The 15,888-nt window shown below is 63.2% G+C and carries 12 protein-coding genes and 1 pseudogene; 4 read left to right on the top strand and 9 right to left on the bottom strand.

Going from position 1 to position 15,888, the window contains the following annotated elements; translation table 11 throughout:
• Positions 1–343 precede the first annotated feature (343 nt).
• The 3 genes and pseudogenes from J5M58_RS09585 to J5M58_RS09575 form a co-directional block, all read right to left on the bottom strand.
• Positions 344–1,342, bottom strand: a pseudogene (locus J5M58_RS09585) (MFS transporter); the annotation flags it as partial.
• Positions 1,343–1,546: 204 nt separating this feature from the next.
• Positions 1,547–2,389, bottom strand: a complete 843-nt coding sequence (locus J5M58_RS09580) for a mechanosensitive ion channel family protein (protein ID WP_046616540.1) — start codon at positions 2,387–2,389, stop codon at positions 1,547–1,549.
• Positions 2,390–2,502: 113 nt separating this feature from the next.
• Positions 2,503–2,988, bottom strand: coding sequence for a YajQ family cyclic di-GMP-binding protein (locus J5M58_RS09575; protein ID WP_016713577.1), 486 nt, complete (start codon positions 2,986–2,988; stop codon positions 2,503–2,505).
• 100 nt (positions 2,989–3,088) lie between these two features.
• On the opposite strand from J5M58_RS09575, the gene J5M58_RS09570 reads away from it, so the two are divergent.
• From J5M58_RS09570 to J5M58_RS09560, 3 genes are read left to right on the top strand one after another with little or no spacing between them, the layout of a single operon-like run.
• Positions 3,089–4,006, top strand: a complete 918-nt coding sequence (locus tag J5M58_RS09570) for a putative 2-dehydropantoate 2-reductase (RefSeq protein WP_207877974.1) — start codon at positions 3,089–3,091, stop codon at positions 4,004–4,006.
• A 38-nt stretch (positions 4,007–4,044) separates the two neighbouring features.
• On the top strand, positions 4,045–6,075 hold the full coding sequence (locus J5M58_RS09565; RefSeq protein ID WP_112250327.1) for an ATP-binding protein: 2,031 nt from the start codon (positions 4,045–4,047) through the stop codon (positions 6,073–6,075).
• 1 nt (position 6,076) lies between these two features.
• Positions 6,077–6,643 carry a cob(I)yrinic acid a,c-diamide adenosyltransferase gene (locus J5M58_RS09560; protein ID WP_112250326.1) on the top strand — a complete coding sequence of 189 codons (567 nt, stop codon included), beginning with the start codon at positions 6,077–6,079 and terminating at the stop codon, positions 6,641–6,643.
• 129 nt (positions 6,644–6,772) lie between these two features.
• On the opposite strand, the gene J5M58_RS09555 is transcribed toward J5M58_RS09560, so the two are convergent.
• The 4 genes from J5M58_RS09555 to secA form a co-directional block, all read right to left on the bottom strand.
• The gene (locus J5M58_RS09555; protein ID WP_207877972.1) at positions 6,773–7,717 is read right to left on the bottom strand and encodes a Nudix family hydrolase; all 945 of its coding nucleotides are present in this window, start codon (positions 7,715–7,717) and stop codon (positions 6,773–6,775) included.
• Complete coding sequence (locus tag J5M58_RS09550) at positions 7,714–8,346, bottom strand: glutathione S-transferase family protein (protein ID WP_112250324.1); 633 nt, start codon at positions 8,344–8,346, stop codon at positions 7,714–7,716. Before J5M58_RS09550 ends, J5M58_RS09555 begins: the two co-directional genes overlap by 4 nt.
• Positions 8,347–8,484: 138 nt before the next feature.
• The gene (gene argJ, locus J5M58_RS09545) at positions 8,485–9,702 is read right to left on the bottom strand and encodes a bifunctional glutamate N-acetyltransferase/amino-acid acetyltransferase ArgJ (RefSeq protein WP_085626521.1); all 1,218 of its coding nucleotides are present in this window, start codon (positions 9,700–9,702) and stop codon (positions 8,485–8,487) included.
• A gap of 177 nt (positions 9,703–9,879) precedes the next feature.
• Positions 9,880–12,615, bottom strand: a complete 2,736-nt coding sequence (secA, locus tag J5M58_RS09540) for a preprotein translocase subunit SecA (protein ID WP_207877970.1) — start codon at positions 12,613–12,615, stop codon at positions 9,880–9,882.
• 391 nt (positions 12,616–13,006) lie between these two features.
• On the opposite strand from secA, the gene J5M58_RS09535 reads away from it, so the two are divergent.
• Positions 13,007–13,462: a DUF721 domain-containing protein gene (locus tag J5M58_RS09535; protein ID WP_112250321.1), complete on the top strand. Its 456-nt coding sequence runs from the start codon at positions 13,007–13,009 to the stop codon at positions 13,460–13,462.
• 190 nt (positions 13,463–13,652) lie between these two features.
• Here the strand turns inward: J5M58_RS09535 and lpxC are convergent, their stop codons facing one another.
• Positions 13,653–14,564: a UDP-3-O-acyl-N-acetylglucosamine deacetylase gene (gene lpxC, locus J5M58_RS09530; protein WP_112250319.1), complete on the bottom strand. Its 912-nt coding sequence runs from the start codon at positions 14,562–14,564 to the stop codon at positions 13,653–13,655.
• 112 nt (positions 14,565–14,676) lie between these two features.
• Positions 14,677–15,873, bottom strand: a complete 1,197-nt coding sequence (gene ftsZ / locus J5M58_RS09525; protein WP_003251871.1) for a cell division protein FtsZ — start codon at positions 15,871–15,873, stop codon at positions 14,677–14,679.
• Positions 15,874–15,888 lie beyond the last annotated feature (15 nt).

Here is a 15,888-nt window from a genome sequence, read left to right as displayed (position 1 = left end):
ACTTCTTCCTGATCACTGCCCTGCTGGGCGTGCCCACCTTGATCCTGATTGCTCTGCAGTGGCGCCAGGAGGCGGGGCCGGGTAAACCGGTGGGCGAGCCGGGGCTGTTACCCAGTAATCTTCATTGCCTGAACCGGCTTCTTCGCGGGTAAACCCGCTCCCACAGGTACAGCACTGCCCTCGAGAGCTGTGCAGTCCCTGTGGGAGCGGGTTTACCCGCGAAGAGGCCGATACAGGCGGTACAGCCTCTTCAGGGCCTTTGCGCTGCTGAACTTTCCTCGCCCACCGGTTTACCCGGCCCCGCCTCCTGGCGCCACTGCAGAGCAATCAGGATCAAGGTGGGCACGCCCAACCCCAGCGCGTACAGCGACATGCCCGCCACCACGCTGGTCACGCTCGGCCAGTACCAGGTCGCCAGCACCATCAGGCACAGCCCGGCCAGGTATGGCCACAATGCACCACGCACCAGTGCCGGCAGCGGATAGCGGTCGGCGATGCGGTTGATGATCAGGTTGCCAAGGATCAACCCGCCAAACACCGGCAACTGCCACAAGGCGTATTCCATGGTGCTCAACCCCTCGTCGTGGATCAGCAGCACCGGCGACAGGCCGATCCAGCCAATCAGCGGCAGACCGACCAGGCCCAGGGCCGCGCTACCAGCGACAAAGCGGCGGTTGGCCAGCAACTGGCCGTAACCGGCCAGCAGCGGCAGCAGGTGGATCGGCGTGAACGCCAGGCGAGAGCCGTCACGACGCTCCACACCAAGCGTTTCCGGCATCAGCCGGTACAGCAGCAGCCAGGCCAGAACCGCGCCAATGGCAAAGGCCACGAACAGCCAGCGCCAATCCAGCCACTGCAGCAGCAAGGTGCCCACCAGCGGCCCGAGCAATGGCGAGAGCAAGGCGATATTGGCCAGCAGGGCCATCATGCGCACGGCGTCCGCCTCGCTGAAGGCTTCGTTCAGGGCCGGGTAGCTGACCGTGACCACAAAGCCCAGGCCGATGCCCTGCAGCAGGCGCAGCAGGTTGAACAGGCCGATGTCATGGACCCAGAAGGTGGCCAGGCAGGCCAGGCCGAAGAACGCGCAGCCGATCAGCAGCAGCGGACGCCGGCCATAGCGATCGGCCAGCGGACCGATCAGCCATTGCAGCACCACGCCCCCCAGCAGGTACAGGTTGAGAGCATGGGGAATGTATTCGGGGCTGGCGTTCAGGTCGCCGACCACCACCGGCATGGCAGGCATGACGGCATCGCTGGCCAGATAGGTAAGCAGCTCGAACAGGGCCAGGGTCAGGCCGAACAGCAAGGCGCGCAGCGGGGTGATGTACAGCAGTGGTTTCATGATGGCGTATCAGGTGTGGCAGGTGGGGTCAGGCTATATGCCAGAAATGGCGGGGTATTGCTGTGAACAAGTGTAAAAAGCCGGGGCCGCTTCGCGCCCCATCGCGACGCAAGGCCGCTCCTACAAGGGTTACGCGATTCCCTGTAGGAGCGGCCTTGCGTCGCGAAGGGGCGCGAAGCGGCCCCAACCGATGACAACGCGGTATTACTGCGCTGCAGTCTCCTGCACCACGCGAATCACACGCTGCGGGAACGGAATGTCGATCCCTTCGGCCTTCAACCGGTCACGCGCATGCTCGTTGAGCATGAACATCACATCCCAGTAATCGGCGGTCTTGGTCCACAAGCGCAAGGACACGGTGATCGAACTGTCGCCCAAGGTTGCGACCACTGCCTGCGGCGCCGGGTCGGGCAGCACGCGTGGGTCCTGCGCAAGCTCCAGCAGCACGTTGCGCGCCTTCTGCAGGTCGGCCTCGTAGTCCACGCCCACATCGAACACCACCTTGCGCGTCGGCTGGCGGTTGGTGTTGGTGATGATGCCGTTGGACAGGCTGCCGTTGGGCATGATCACGGTCTTGTTGTCACCGGTGCGCAGCACGGTGTGGAAGATCTGGATGCTGTCGACGGTGCCGGCCACGCCTTGCGCCTCGATCCAGTCACCGATGCGGAACGGGCGGAACAACAGGATCAACACGCCACCGGCAAAGTTCGCCAGGCTTCCTTGCAAGGCCAGGCCGATGGCCAGCGTGGCACCGCCAATCGCCGCCACGAACGAAGTGGTCTCAATGCCGATCATCGAGGCAACGCTGATCGCCAGCATGACCTTGAGGATTATGTTGGCCAGGGTGCGGATGAAGCCCTGCAGCGCCGGGTCTTGTACGCGCAAACCCACCAGCCTGGCGAGTCGATCGCTGACCACGTTGGTAAGCCACCAGCCAATCGCCAAGGTCAGCAGTGCCAGCAGCAGGCGGCTGCCGTATTCCATGATCAAGGGGACCCAGGTCTGCGATTGGCGGACCAGCTGATCGACTTCAGCGTTCAAATCCATATTCATCTCCTGATGCCGAACGGCATGTACACGTATAGCAGGCCGCCCTCGGTTCGGCGGCCTTGGCCCCCATGGACATCATTACGCCATCGGGGTTCCGGACAACCCTGCGATCAGTCGCGGAAGTTGTTGAACTGCAATGGCATGTCGAATTCCTTGGTACGCAGCAGGGCAATGGCTTCCTGCAGGTCGTCACGCTTTTTACCGGTAACGCGTACCTGCTCGCCCTGGATGGCGGCCTGCACTTTCAGCTTGCCATCCTTGATGGTGGCGACAATCTTCTTCGCCAGGTCCTTGTCGATGCCTTCGCGGAATTTGGCTTCCTGTTTCTTTTCCTTGCCCGAGGCGTACGGGTCCTTGGTTTCAAGGCACTTCACGTCAATCTTGCGCTTGACCAGCGCCAGGCGCAGGATTTCCAGCATCGCTTCGAGCTGGAACTCTTCCTCGGCGGTGAGCATCACGGTCTGCTCTTTGTCCTTGAACTCGAAGGTGCCCTTGCCCTTGAGGTCGTAGCGACGGTCCAGGTCCTTGATGGCGTTGTCGACCGCGTTCTGCACTTCGTGCTTGTCCAGTTCCGATACCACGTCGAACGAAGGCATGGTTGTTCTCCCAAAATAAAAGCGCGCTCAGGCTGAAGATGGAGCGCGCTGGGTTTGACGGTTAAAATGCGGGCTCATTATAACGGGTTGCGAAACGCATATGAGCAGCACCTGGCATATTCTCGGCGCCGGTAGCCTGGGCAGCCTGTGGGCTTGCCGCCTGGCGCGCGCGGGCAAGGCAGTGCGCCTGATCCTGCGTGACGGGCAACGGCTGCAGGCCTACCAGCAGGCCGGTGGCCTGACCCTGGTCGAACAGGACCAGCCCCGCCACTACGCCATCCCCGCCGAAACCGCGCAGGCACGCGGCCCGATCCATCGCCTGCTGGTGGCCTGCAAGGCCTACGACGCCGCCCCGGCCATCGCCGGCGTGGCAGCGCGTCTGGCCGAGGGCGCCGAAGTGGTGCTGCTGCAGAACGGCCTGGGCAGCCAGGACGAGGTCGCCGACCTGGTGCCCCACGCGCGTTGCATCTTCGCCTCAAGTACCGAAGGGGCGTTCCGCGAGGGTGACTGGCAGGTCCGCTTTGCCGGCCACGGCTTCAACTGGCTGGGTGACCCTCGCAACCCGACGACCCCGGCCTGGTTCGATGACCTGCATCAGGCCGGCATCCCCGCCGACTGGACGGTGGATATCCTCACCCGCCTGTGGCGCAAGCTGGCACTCAACTGCGCCATCAACCCGCTGACCGTGCTGCATGACTGCCAGAACGGCGGGCTGCTGGGGCATCTGGGAGAAGTGGACGCCCTGTGCGCCGAGCTGGCCCAACTGCTGCGCCGCTGTGGCCAGCCAGAAGCGGCAGACGGGCTGGACGAAGAAGTACAGCGGGTGATCCTCGCCACTGCGGCCAACTACTCTTCCATGTACCAGGATGTACGCGCAGGCCGGCGCACCGAGGTGCACTACCTGCTTGGCCACGCCTGCCGCGCCGCCGGCCGGCATGGCCTGCAGCTGCCAGAGCTGGAACGCCTGCTGCAGCGCCTGGTCGATAACCTGCGTGCGCGTGGTTTGCCCTGCGACTGACGCGGCCCTTTCAACCGGATACGGATATTGCCTAACCCATGACCTTGCGCCAACGCCTGGAAAACCTCCCGGTCGGGCAGAAGCTGCTGGCAGCCCTGCTGGTGTTGCTGGTGACCATCCTGCTGGTGGCCAACCTCACCTTCATCAGCGCCGCCTACTGGATCACCCAGGAAAGCATGGCGCCACAGGCACTGCACACCATCGGCCGGCTGGTGGCCAACCCGCAGCTGGCGGCACGCGCCGGCGATGCACCGGACACCGCCAGCGCCCTGCTCAAGGAACTGGACAGCTACACACCGCTGCGCGCCGCCGCCGTCTACGGTGGCGATGGCCGCATACTGGCGCAGCTTCAGCACGGCGAGCCGCTGGCCCTGCCCAGGCGTTTTCGCGACATCGACGGCTGGCGCCTGATGGAGTTTCGCAGTACCCAGCTGATCCGCATGCCACGTGACGCCAACCCACCGGCGCACCTGCTGCTGGTGGCCAGCAGCGAACTGCCCACGGCCTTCTACACCGGCACCCTCAGCGCCAGCCTGGGCATCCTGGTGTTCAGCATCCTGCTGTGGATCGTTATCGCCCGGCAGATCAAACGCCTGATCACCCAGCCGATCAACCAGCTCGAAGAACTCAGCCGCCAGGTCACCCGCGAAGAGAGCTATGCCCTGCGTGCGCAGCGCGGCAACGACGATGAAATCGGTAGCCTGGCCGAAGCGTTCAACACCATGCTCTCGCGCATCGAGGCCCGCGAACAGCAGCTCAAGCGCACCCGCGACGAGTTCCAGGAGGCCTATGACCAGGCCCAGGGCCTGGCCGAGGAAACCCGCCACACCAACCGCAAGCTGGAGTTGGAAGTCCAGGTGCGCAGCAAGATCGAGAAAAAGCTGACCGGTTTCCAGAATTACCTGAACAGCATCATCGACTCGATGCCCTCGGCGCTTATCGCCCTCGATGAACAGCTCTACGTGACCCAGTGGAACCACGAAGCCACGGTGCTTTCCGGCACGCCACTGGACGAAGCGCTGAACCAGCCGATCTTCATTGCCTTCGAACCACTCAAGCCGTTCCTGCCGCAGCTGAAGGAAACCGTGGAAAAGCACCGCGTGGCGAAGATCGAGCGGGTCACCTGGCCCAAGGGCGACGACCTGCGCCACTACGCCCTGACCTTCTACCCACTGACCGGTGGCGGCGGCCGTGGCGTGGTCATCCGTATCGACGACATCACCCAGCGCCTGTCGCTGGAAGAAATGATGGTGCAATCGGAGAAGATGCTTTCGGTCGGCGGCCTGGCCGCCGGCATGGCCCACGAGATCAACAACCCGCTGGGCGCGATCCTGCATAACGTGCAGAACATCCGCCGACGCCTGTCACCAGAGCTGCCGCGCAATCAGGAACAGGCAGAGGAACTGGGCATCGACCTGCCCACGGTCAACCGCTACCTGGAGAGCCGCGAAGTACCGCAATTGCTCGACGGCATCCAGCAGGCTGGTGCCCGGGCTGCGAAAATCGTCACCCACATGCTCAGCTTCAGCCGCCGCAGCAACCGCCAACTGGCGCCATGCGACCTGCCGGCGCTGATCGACCAGGCGGTGGAGATCGCCGGCAACGACTTCGACCTGGCCATCGGCTTCGACTTCAAGGGCCAGGCCATCGTGCGGCAGTTCGACCCCGAACTGGGGCCGGTGCCATGCACCGCCAACGAATTGGAGCAGGTGCTGCTCAACCTGCTGAAAAACGCCGCCCAGGCCATTCATCAACGGCCGCAGCCAAGCGAGCCCGGGCGCATCACCCTGCGCACCCGCTTGAACCCGCCATGGGCAGAAATCCAGGTCGAGGACAATGGCGTCGGCATGCCCGAGGGGGTGCGCAAGCGCACTTTCGAGCCGTTCTTCACCACCAAGGAAATCGGCCAGGGTACCGGGCTGGGCCTGTCGGTCTCGTACTTCATCATCACCAACAACCACAAGGGGCAGATGGAAGTACAGTCCACGCCCGGCCAGGGCACCTGCTTCACCCTGCGCCTGCCCCTCGGCCAGCCGGCAGCGGTGACGCCGGCCAAAACGGAGAAATGACATGGGCTACCGCCTGTCGAAGATCTACACCCGCACCGGCGACAAAGGCGAAACCGGCCTGGGCGACGGGCGCCGGGTACCCAAGGACCACCCACGGATCGAGGCGATCGGCGAAGTGGACAGCCTGAACAGCCAGCTGGGTCTGCTGCTGGCGGGGCTGGCCGAACAAGGCCTGGATGAAGTGAGCGCGGTATTGGCGCCGTGTCAGCACCGCTTGTTCGACCTGGGCGGTGAGCTGGCGATGCCCAGCTATCAGGCGCTGAACCTGGCAGAGGTGGAACGCCTGGAAGCGACGATCGATGTTTGGAATGAAGAGCTGGGGCCGTTGAAGAACTTCATCTTGCCCAGTGGCTCGGCGTTGGTGGCTCAGGCGCATGTGTGCCGCAGCCTGGCGCGCAGTGCGGAGCGGCGGTGCCAGCAGCTGAATGCGCTGGAGCCGTTGGCGGGGGTTGGGTTGGCGTATATCAACCGGCTTTCCGATCTGCTGTTTGTGGCGGCGCGGATCATCGGGCGGCGGCAGGGGGTGGCTGAGGTTTTGTGGCAGCCTGCTGAGAAACCAAAAGGCTGATATTTCTGGGGCTGCTTTGCAGCCCGTCGCGACACAAGGCCGCTCCTACAGGAGAACCGTGTCGCATACCCCTGTAGGAGCGGCCTTGTGTCGCGATCGGGCCGCAAAGCGGCCCCAATTACAGGCAACTCAGATCTCAGGCCAGAACGCCCGGATCCCGGCAACACCCTGTGCCCCCGCATCCCAAGCCTGCTCACGCTCAGCCGGCCCGACCCCGCCCAGTAGGTAAACCGGCTTGTTGAACCCAGCAATCAACCGCTGTGCCTCGTCCCACCCCAGCGGCACCGCCTCAGGGTGAGTCCGGGTCGCCTGCACCGGCGACAAGGTAACGAAGTCCACGCCCATCTGCTCTGCCAGCGCCAGCTCTTCGGCACTGTGGCAGGACGCCGCCAGCCAGCGCTCCCTGGGGAACGGGCGGCCGTTGGCGGCATACTTGCGCAGTTGTGCGGCCGTCAGGTGCCAACCTGCGGCAGGGAAGTCACCCAGCCACTCCAGCGGGCCCTTGAGCATCAGCTGCGCCTTGCCAGCGCACAGGCCGACCGCATCTACCGCCACATCGCGGTACTTGGGGTCGTACATGTCCGGGGCACGCAACTGGATCAGGCGAATGCCGCTGGCCACTGCTTTCTGGATGCCCTTGAGCATCTGCGGCACTTCCAGGCCATCGGGGGTGATCAGGTACTGATCCGGCAGGCGCGCGGCCGCAACGATCGGCTTGTTGGCCTCGGGAAATTCGTACAGGGGCAAATCGCGCAGGGCAACCCATTCCAGCGGCTGGCCTTCGGCGCCATGCGGCTCGCCGGTGAACGCCTCGACTTCGCGCACATCCAGCAGCACCTGCTTGTCCGGGTAATCGTGGCTGACCTTGATCAGCGCGCGCGAACGGATTACCTCGATGCCCAGTTCCTCGCGCAGCTCGCGGGCCAGCGCCGCCTCGACACCCTCACCCTCTTCCACCTTGCCGCCCGGGAATTCCCACAGGCCGCCCTGGTGCTGGGTATCGGCACGCCGTGCGATCAGAACGCGGCCGTCGGTACCGCGAATGACAGCAGCTACAACATGAATCCGTTTCACCCTTCACGCTCCGCCAGGCCAGCCTGCTGCCAGGCCTGGAAGGCCGGCCACTGGTAAATGGTTTCGATATAGGTCGCCGCCTCGGCAGGCACTTCCACGCGATAGGTGCGCAGGCGCACGGCTACCGGGGCGAAGAAGGCATCGGCCAGGCTCGGCTTGCCGAACAGGAACGGGCCACTGTCCTTCGCCGCCAGGCGGCATTCCGACCACAGCGCAACGATACGGTCGATATCGATTTGAACCTCCAGCGGCACGCTGTCCAGCGCCTGGTCACGCGACAGATCGAACGGCATGGCGCCGCGCAGGGCGAAGAAGCCGCTGTGCATCTGCGCGCAGGCCGAACGGGCCTGGGCCCGGGCAGCCACATCGGCCGGCCAAAGCTGGGCGTCGGGGTGGCGTTCGTTGAGGTATTCGGCAATGGCCAGCGAGTCGGCGATCACACCGTGCTCGGTCTTGAGCAGCGGTACCTTGCCGGTTGCGGAGAAAGCGAGGAGGCGCTGACGGGTGTCAGGCTGGTTGAGTTTGATCAGTGTTTCTTCGTAAGGCACGCCAGCCAGTTCGAGGGCCAGGGCGCCACGCAGCGACCAGGAGGAATACAGCTTGTCGCCGATGATCAGGTGATAGCTCATGGTTCGGCTCCATCGGTTTGGGAATTTTGGGGCTGCTCTGCAGCCCATCGCGACACAAGGCCGCTCCTACAGGGGTTCGCGAGCTCTTGTAGGAGCGGCCTTGTGTCGCGAAAGGGCCGCAAAGCGGCCCCATATGAATCAGGTACGGTACTCGGCGTTGATCTTCACGTACTCGTGGGACAGGTCGGTGGTCCAGATGGTTTCGCTGCACTGGCCACGGCCCAGCTCGATACGGATGGTGATCTCTTCCTGGGCCATTACCTTGGCGCCCTGGTCTTCGGTGTAGCTCGGGCTGCGGCCACCTTTGCTGGCAATGCACACGTTGTCCAGGTACACATCGATCAGGCTCACATCCAGCTCCGGTACGCCGGCACGACCAACGGCGGCGAGGATACGGCCCCAGTTGGGGTCGGAGGCGAACAGCGCAGTCTTGATCAGCGGCGAGTGGGCCACGGCGTAGCCGACGTCCAGGCACTCCTGGTGGTTACCACCGCCGTTGACCTGCACGGTAACGAACTTGGTGGCGCCTTCGCCGTCACGGACGATGGCCTGGGCCACTTCCATGCACACTTCGAACACCGCCTTCTTCAACGCTTCGAACAGCGCGCCGCTGGCTTCGGTGACTTCCGGCAGGTTGGCCTTGCCGGTGGCGATCAGCATGCAGCAGTCATTGGTCGAGGTGTCGCCATCGATGGTAATGCGGTTGAACGACTTGTTGGCGCCATCCAGCATCAGGTCCTTGAGCACCGCCGGGGCAACCTTGGCGTCGGTAGCGATGTAGCCGAGCATGGTGGCCATGTTCGGGCGGATCATGCCTGCACCTTTGCTGATGCCGGTGACGGTAACGGTCACGCCATCATGCTGGAACTGGCGGCTGGCACCCTTGGGCAAGGTGTCGGTGGTCATGATGCCGGTAGCAGCCTCGGCCCAGTGGTTTTCCGACAGGTTGTCGAGGGCGGCCTGCAGCGCGCCTTCGATCTTCTCGACCGGCAGCGGCTCGCCGATCACGCCAGTGGAGAACGGCAGTACCGACTCGGCCGGTACGCCGGCCAGTTCGGCCAGCTTGGCGCAGGTACGCTCGGCGGCGGCCAGGCCTGGCGCGCCGGTGCCGGCGTTGGCGTTACCGGTGTTGGTCAGCAGGTAGCGCACGGTGCCCTGCACGCGCTGCTTGGACAGGATCACCGGCGCTGCGCAGAAGGCGTTGAGGGTGAACACGCCAGCCACGCTGGAGCCTTCGGCGCAGCGCATGACCACCACATCCTTGCGCCCAGGGCGCTTGATGCCGGCAGAAGCGATGCCGAGTTCAAAACCCGGGACCGGGTGCAGGGTGGGCAAAGGACCAAGACCAACAGCCATTAGAGCGCTCCTAGAAAATACGGTGAACAGGTGATGGAAGAGCGGGGCCGCTTCGCGCCCCATCGCGACACAAGGCCGCTCCTACAGGATTGTCGCGATTCCTGTAGGAGCGGCCTTGTGTCGCGATGGGCCGCGAAGCGGCCCCCGGATGCCTCAGGTTACAACAACCAAGTCAGATCACTCGATCTGCCCGTGGCAATGCTTGAACTTCTTGCCCGAACCACACCAGCACGGCTCGTTGCGGCCCAGCTTCTGCTCGTTGCGCACCGGTGCCGAGGCGACGGCCACTTCGGCGCCCTCCTCGTTCAGTTGCTCGCTTTCCAGGCCCGGCGCAGCGGCGTGCTGGAACTGCATGCGGCTGGCCAGTTCCTCGGCCTCGCGGCGCAGGCGGGCTTCCTCTTCGACCGGGTCTTCGCGGCGTACCTGAACGTGCGACAGCACGCGGATGGTGTCGCGCTTGATCGACTCGAGCAGCTCCTGGAACAGGCTGAAGGATTCGCGCTTGTATTCCTGCTTCGGGTTCTTCTGCGCATAACCACGCAGGTGAATACCGTGACGCAGGTGGTCCATGGTCGACAGGTGGTCTTTCCACAGGTCGTCCAGCACGCGCAGCAGAATCTGCTTCTCGAAGGTACGCAGGGCTTCGATACCGGCCTGGTCTTCCTTCTCGGTGTACGCGGTGGTGATTTCGTTCAGCAGCTTCTCGCGCAGGGTCTCTTCGTAGAGGTGATCGTCCTCGTCGAGCCACTGCTGGATCGGCAGTTTCATGGCGAAATCGCTGGCCAGCGAAGCCTCCAGGCCGGCCACGTCCCACTGCTCGGGCAGCGACTGCGGCGGAATGTGCTGGCTGATGGTAGCGTCCAGTACTTCCTTGCGGAATTCGACGATGGTGTCGCCGATGTTCTCGGCGGCCAGCAGGCTGTTGCGCATGTGGTAGATCACCTTGCGCTGCTCGTTGGCCACGTCGTCGTATTCCAGCAACTGCTTGCGGATGTCGAAGTTGCGGCCTTCGACCTTGCGCTGGGCCTTCTCGATGGCGTTGGTGACCATGCGGTGCTCGATGGCCTCGCCAGACTGCATGCCCAGCGCCTTCATGAAGTTCTTCACCCGGTCAGAGGCGAAGATACGCATCAGGCTGTCTTCCAGCGACAGGTAGAAGCGGCTGGAGCCCGGGTCGCCCTGACGGCCGGAACGGCCACGCAGCTGGTTGTCGATACGGCGCGATTCGTGGCGCTCGGAGGCGATCACGTGCAGGCCACCCGACTCGATCACTTGCTGGTGACGCTTCTGCCAGTCGGCCTTGATCTGGGCAATCTGCTCGGCAGTCGGGTTTTCCAGGGCAGCCACTTCGGCTTCCCAGTTACCGCCCAGCAGGATGTCGGTACCGCGACCGGCCATGTTGGTGGCGATGGTAAGGGCACCTGGCGCGCCGGCTTGCGCGATGATCTCGGCTTCTTTCTCGTGGTACTTGGCGTTGAGCACCTTGTGGTCGATACCTTCCTTCTTCAGGAGGTTGGACATGTGCTCGGACGTTTCGATGGTCGCCGTACCTACCAGCACCGGGCGGCCCTGGGTCATGCTTTCCTTGATGTCGGCGATGATCGCGGCGTACTTCTCGTCGGCAGTCAGGTACACCAGGTCGTTGAAGTCTTTACGCGCCAACGGCTTGTTCGGCGGAATGACCATCACGTTGAGCCCGTAGATCGACTGGAACTCGAACGCTTCGGTGTCGGCGGTACCGGTCATGCCGGACAGCTTGGTGTACAGGCGGAAGTAGTTCTGGAAGGTGGTCGAAGCCAGGGTCTGGCTCTCGGCCTGGATGTTCAGGTTTTCTTTGGCTTCGATGGCCTGGTGCAGGCCCTCGGACAGACGACGGCCTGGCATGGTACGGCCGGTGTGCTCGTCGATCAGCAGGACCTGGCCGTCCTGGACGATGTATTCGATGTTGCGGTGGAACAGCTTGTGCGCGCGCAGGCCGGCATAGACATGGGTCAGCAGGCTCAGGTTATGCGCCGAGTACAGGCTCTCGCCCTCGGCCAGCAGGCCGGACTGGGTGAGCATCTCTTCGATGAACTGGTGACCGGCTTCGTTCAGCTCGACCTGACGGCTCTTCTCGTCGATGGTGAAGTGGCCTTCCTGGGTGACCTGGCCTTCGACCTCTTCGATGTGCTGGGTAAGGCGCGGGATCAGGCGGTTGATCTCGATGTAAAGCTTGGAGCTGTCCTCGGCCTGGCCGGAGATGATCAACGGGGTACGCGCTTCGTCGATGAGGATGGAGTCGACTTCGTCGATCACGGCGAAGTTGAGTTCACGCTGGAACTTCTCTTCCTGGCTGAACGCCATGTTGTCGCGCAGGTAGTCGAAACCGAATTCGTTGTTGGTACCGTAGGTGATGTCGGACGCGTAGGCGGCGCGCTTTTCTTCCGGCGGCTGGAATGCCGAGACGATGCCGACCGACAGGCCGAGGAACTCGTACAGCGGGCGCATCCAGTTGGCGTCGCGGCGGGCCAGGTAGTCGTTGACGGTGACCACGTGCACGCCCTTGCCGGACAGTGCGTTGAGGTACACGGCCAGGGTACCGACCAAGGTCTTGCCTTCACCGGTACGCATTTCTGCGATCATGCCCTCGTGCAGGGTCATGCCGCCGATCAGCTGCACGTCGAAGTGGCGCATGCCCATCACGCGCTTGCCGGCCTCACGGGCCACGGCGAAGGCTTCAGGCAGCAACTGGTCCAGTGTCTCGCCTTTGGCCAGGCGCTCCTTGAACTCTGCGGTCTTGCCCCGCAGTTGCTCGTCGGAGAGGGCCACCATCTTCTCTTCGAGAGCATTGACGATGTTCACCGTCTTGAGCATGCGTTTTACTTCACGCTCGTTCTTGCTTCCAAAAAGTTTCTTTAACAAAGGCGCAAACATATCGGCAGGATCTTCCACACGTAGGGATGGAGGGCGGCCCCATGAGTCGCCCGTGCAGCCCTGAGGCCGCATGCGAACGAGCATTCTACCCGGAAACGATGGTGAGGAAAGTGGTGGATTGCCACGATGCTTGTACAGCGTTTTGGCGGGGGCTTGTCTTAGATAGGGGCATTTTCCCTGAGTTCAAGGTTCGGGAAGATGAAACGTATCGAGAATGAGTCTTGTCTTTTGTTATCTGCGCCGGCCTCTTCGCGGGTAAACCCGCTCCCACAGGATCACCTACACATCAAGGGCAGTGCCGTACCCTGTGGGAGCGGGTTCACCCGCGAAGAGGCCAGTGCAGGCTATAGAGATGTTAGACTGCGGACCATGTAACCTCATGCGTACCCCCATGGCCTACAAACCCTCCCCCGCCCAGCCGCCCTCGGCCCTGCTCCGCCAGGTCCGCCCGTTGCGCCTGCTGCTGAACCAGGCCGAACGCCTGGAGCACCTGCAGCGCCTGCTGGAAAGCCAGCTGCAACCGGCCGCCCGCGAGCACTGCCATGTGGCGTCGTGGCGCGATGGCACCTTGTTGCTGGTGGTAACCGACGGCCACTGGGCAACCCGCCTGCGTTATCAGCAGAAACGCTTGCTGGCGGCATTGCAGGGCATGGAAGCCTTTGGCAACCTCAGGCGCATCCTGTACAAGGTCCAACCCCCGCTGGTGCCGGCCAAGCGTGGTGGCCATGCGGCAGAGCTTTCCAGCAACGCAGCCGAGAGCCTGCGCGATACCGCCGGGGGCATCACCGACCCCAAGCTGCGCGCAGCGCTGGAAAGGCTGGCAGCTCACGCCCAGGACAAGCGCTGACACCTTCGGGACTGCTGCGCAGTCCATTCGCGGGCACGCCCGCTCCCACCGGGTGCCCACTGCCTCTGGAGCGGCGCAGGACCTGTGGGAGCGGGCGTGCCCGCGAATGGCCGGACCTGCCGGGCAAAATGTGTCAGCAATAAAAAAGGCCACCCGAAGGTGGCCTCAATGAACTAGAGAGTGTTCGAACTTACACGGCCGCAACAGGGCGCATGTACGAGATCGGTGCCGTGCTGGCATCTTCGAAAGTGACCACTTCCCAGGCATCGGTTTCGGCAATCAGCTTGCGCAACAGCTGGTTGTTCAGCGCGTGGCCGGACTTGAAGCCCTTGAACTCGCCGATCAGGCTGTTGCCCAGCAGGTAGAGGTCGCCGATGGCGTCGAGGATCTTGTGCTTGACGAATTCGTCTTCGTAACGAAGGCCGTCTTCGTTCAGCACGCCGTCCTCATCGACCACGATGGCGTTCTCGACACTGCCACCCAGCGCAAGGTTGTGCTTGCGCAGGTACTCGATGTCACGCATGAAACCAAAGGTGCGCGCGCGGCTGACTTCCTTCACGAACGAGGTGCTGGAAAAGTCGACGCTGGCGCTCTGGGTCCGGTTGCGAAGCACCGGGTGATCGAAGTCGATCTCGAAGCTCACCTTGAAGCCGTCGAAAGGCAGGAAAGTGGCGCGCTTGTCGCCCTCTTCCACGGTTACCTCACGCAGGATGCGGATGAACTTCTTGGCTGCGTCCTGTTCTTCCAGGCCTGCAGACTGAATCAGGAATACAAAGGGTCCGGCGCTGCCATCCATGATCGGCACTTCCGAGGCGGAGAGCTCGACGTAGGCGTTATCGATGCCCAGGCCCGCCATGGCGGAGAGCAGGTGCTCGACCGTATCGACCTTGACGTCACCGTTGACCAGCGTCGTCGACATGGTTGTCTCGCCGACGTTGGCCGCGCGCGCCGGTATTTCGACCACAGGGTCGAGGTCGGCGCGGCGGAAGACGATGCCGGTGTCAACAGGTGCAGGCTTGAGGGTCAGGTAAACCTTCTCCCCGGAGTGCAGACCGACACCTGTGGCACGGATGGTATTCTTCAGGGTGCGTTGTTTAATCATGGCATTGGCCGCTTCAGCGCAAATTGCGAACAGGTATCAACAAAGGCTGGGGATGATAACAGACCCAACCTTTGATGAATACCAATCACCTTTATACCCCTGATAAATTCCATTAATCAGCCTGACGACGCAGGAATGCCGGGATATCGAGGTAGTCCAGGTCATCCTGAGGGTTCAGTTTAGCGGCTGCCGCAGCACCTGCATGGGCCTGGTTGCGCATTACGGTCGGGCGCTCCAGGTCACGGTAGTTGACCGCAGGCTGCTCCTGGCGAACCGGCGCCGGGTTGGAAGCCTCGTACGCCTGCTGGGCAGTCTGCAGGGTGTTGTCGACCACCTTCACAGGCTTCTCGATGCGCGCGCCCAGGCCAGTAGCCACTACGGTCACGTGCAGCTCGTCACGCATGTCCGGGTCGATCACGGTGCCGACCTTGACCATGGCGTGGTCGGAGGCGAAGGCTTCGATGATGCTACCCACGTCGGAGTACTCGCCCAGCGACAGGTCAGGGCCTGCGGTGATGTTCACCAGGATGCCGCGGGCGCCCTGCAGGTTGACGTCTTCCAGCAGCGGGTTGCGGATCGCTGCCTCGGTGGCTTCACGCGCACGGTTCGGGCCGCTGGCGCAGCCAGTACCCATCATGGCCATGCCCATTTCACCCATCACGGTACGCACGTCGGCGAAGTCGACGTTGATCATGCCCGGGCGCTTGATGATATCGGAGATACCGCGCACGGCACCGGCCAGTACGTCGTCGGCCTTGGCGAAGGCAGACAGCAGGCTGGCATCCTTGCCCAGGATGGTCAGCAGCTTCTCGTTGGGGATGGTGATCAACGAGTCGACGCTTTCGGCCAGCATGCGGATGCCTTCATCGGCGATCTGCATGCGCTTGCGGCCTTCGAACGGGAACGGACGGGTCACCACGGCAACGGTGAGAATGCCCATTTCCTTGGCCACTTCGGCGATGATCGGCGCTGCACCGGTACCGGTACCGCCGCCCATGCCGGTGGTGATGAACACCATGTTGGTGCCCTGCAGCACCTCAGCGATGCGCTCACGGTCTTCCAGCGCGGCCTGGCGGCCGACTTCCGGATTGGCACCGGCACCCAGGCCCTTGGTCACGCCAGTGCCCAATTGCAGGATGGTGCGCGCGCCGATGTTCTTCAGCGCTTGAGCATCGGTATTGGCGCAGATGAATTCCACGCCTTCGATGCTGCTCTTGACCATGTGGTTGACGGCGTTGCCGCCACCACCGCCAACACCGATCACTTTGATGACCGGGCTTTGCGGGACGTTGTCTACGAGCTCGAACATTTTCCCTCTCCTTAC

The organism is Pseudomonas sp. 32_A (assembly GCF_017490905.1).
GTDB lineage: Bacteria > Pseudomonadota > Gammaproteobacteria > Pseudomonadales > Pseudomonadaceae > Aquipseudomonas > Aquipseudomonas inefficax.
Note: the sequence above shows the minus strand (reverse complement) of the source record. Positions and strands in the feature narration are given on the sequence as shown.

What these genes read in the sequence shown, in the direction of transcription:
- J5M58_RS09580 (WP_046616540.1), bottom strand. Translation starts at nt 2,389, where the DNA reads ATGGATTTGAACGCTGAAGTCGATCAGCTGGTCCGCCAATCGCAGACC.
- J5M58_RS09575 (WP_016713577.1), bottom strand. Translation starts at nt 2,988, where the DNA reads ATGCCTTCGTTCGACGTGGTATCGGAACTGGACAAGCACGAAGTGCAG.
- J5M58_RS09570 (WP_207877974.1), top strand. Translation starts at nt 3,089, where the DNA reads ATGAGCAGCACCTGGCATATTCTCGGCGCCGGTAGCCTGGGCAGCCTG.
- J5M58_RS09565 (WP_112250327.1), top strand. Translation starts at nt 4,045, where the DNA reads ATGACCTTGCGCCAACGCCTGGAAAACCTCCCGGTCGGGCAGAAGCTG.
- J5M58_RS09560 (WP_112250326.1), top strand. Translation starts at nt 6,077, where the DNA reads ATGGGCTACCGCCTGTCGAAGATCTACACCCGCACCGGCGACAAAGGC.
- J5M58_RS09550 (WP_112250324.1), bottom strand. Translation starts at nt 8,346, where the DNA reads ATGAGCTATCACCTGATCATCGGCGACAAGCTGTATTCCTCCTGGTCG.
- argJ (WP_085626521.1), bottom strand. Translation starts at nt 9,702, where the DNA reads ATGGCTGTTGGTCTTGGTCCTTTGCCCACCCTGCACCCGGTCCCGGGT.
- secA (WP_207877970.1), bottom strand. Translation starts at nt 12,615, where the DNA reads ATGTTTGCGCCTTTGTTAAAGAAACTTTTTGGAAGCAAGAACGAGCGT.
- J5M58_RS09535 (WP_112250321.1), top strand. Translation starts at nt 13,007, where the DNA reads ATGGCCTACAAACCCTCCCCCGCCCAGCCGCCCTCGGCCCTGCTCCGC.
- lpxC (WP_112250319.1), bottom strand. Translation starts at nt 14,564, where the DNA reads ATGATTAAACAACGCACCCTGAAGAATACCATCCGTGCCACAGGTGTC.
- ftsZ (WP_003251871.1), bottom strand. Translation starts at nt 15,873, where the DNA reads ATGTTCGAGCTCGTAGACAACGTCCCGCAAAGCCCGGTCATCAAAGTG.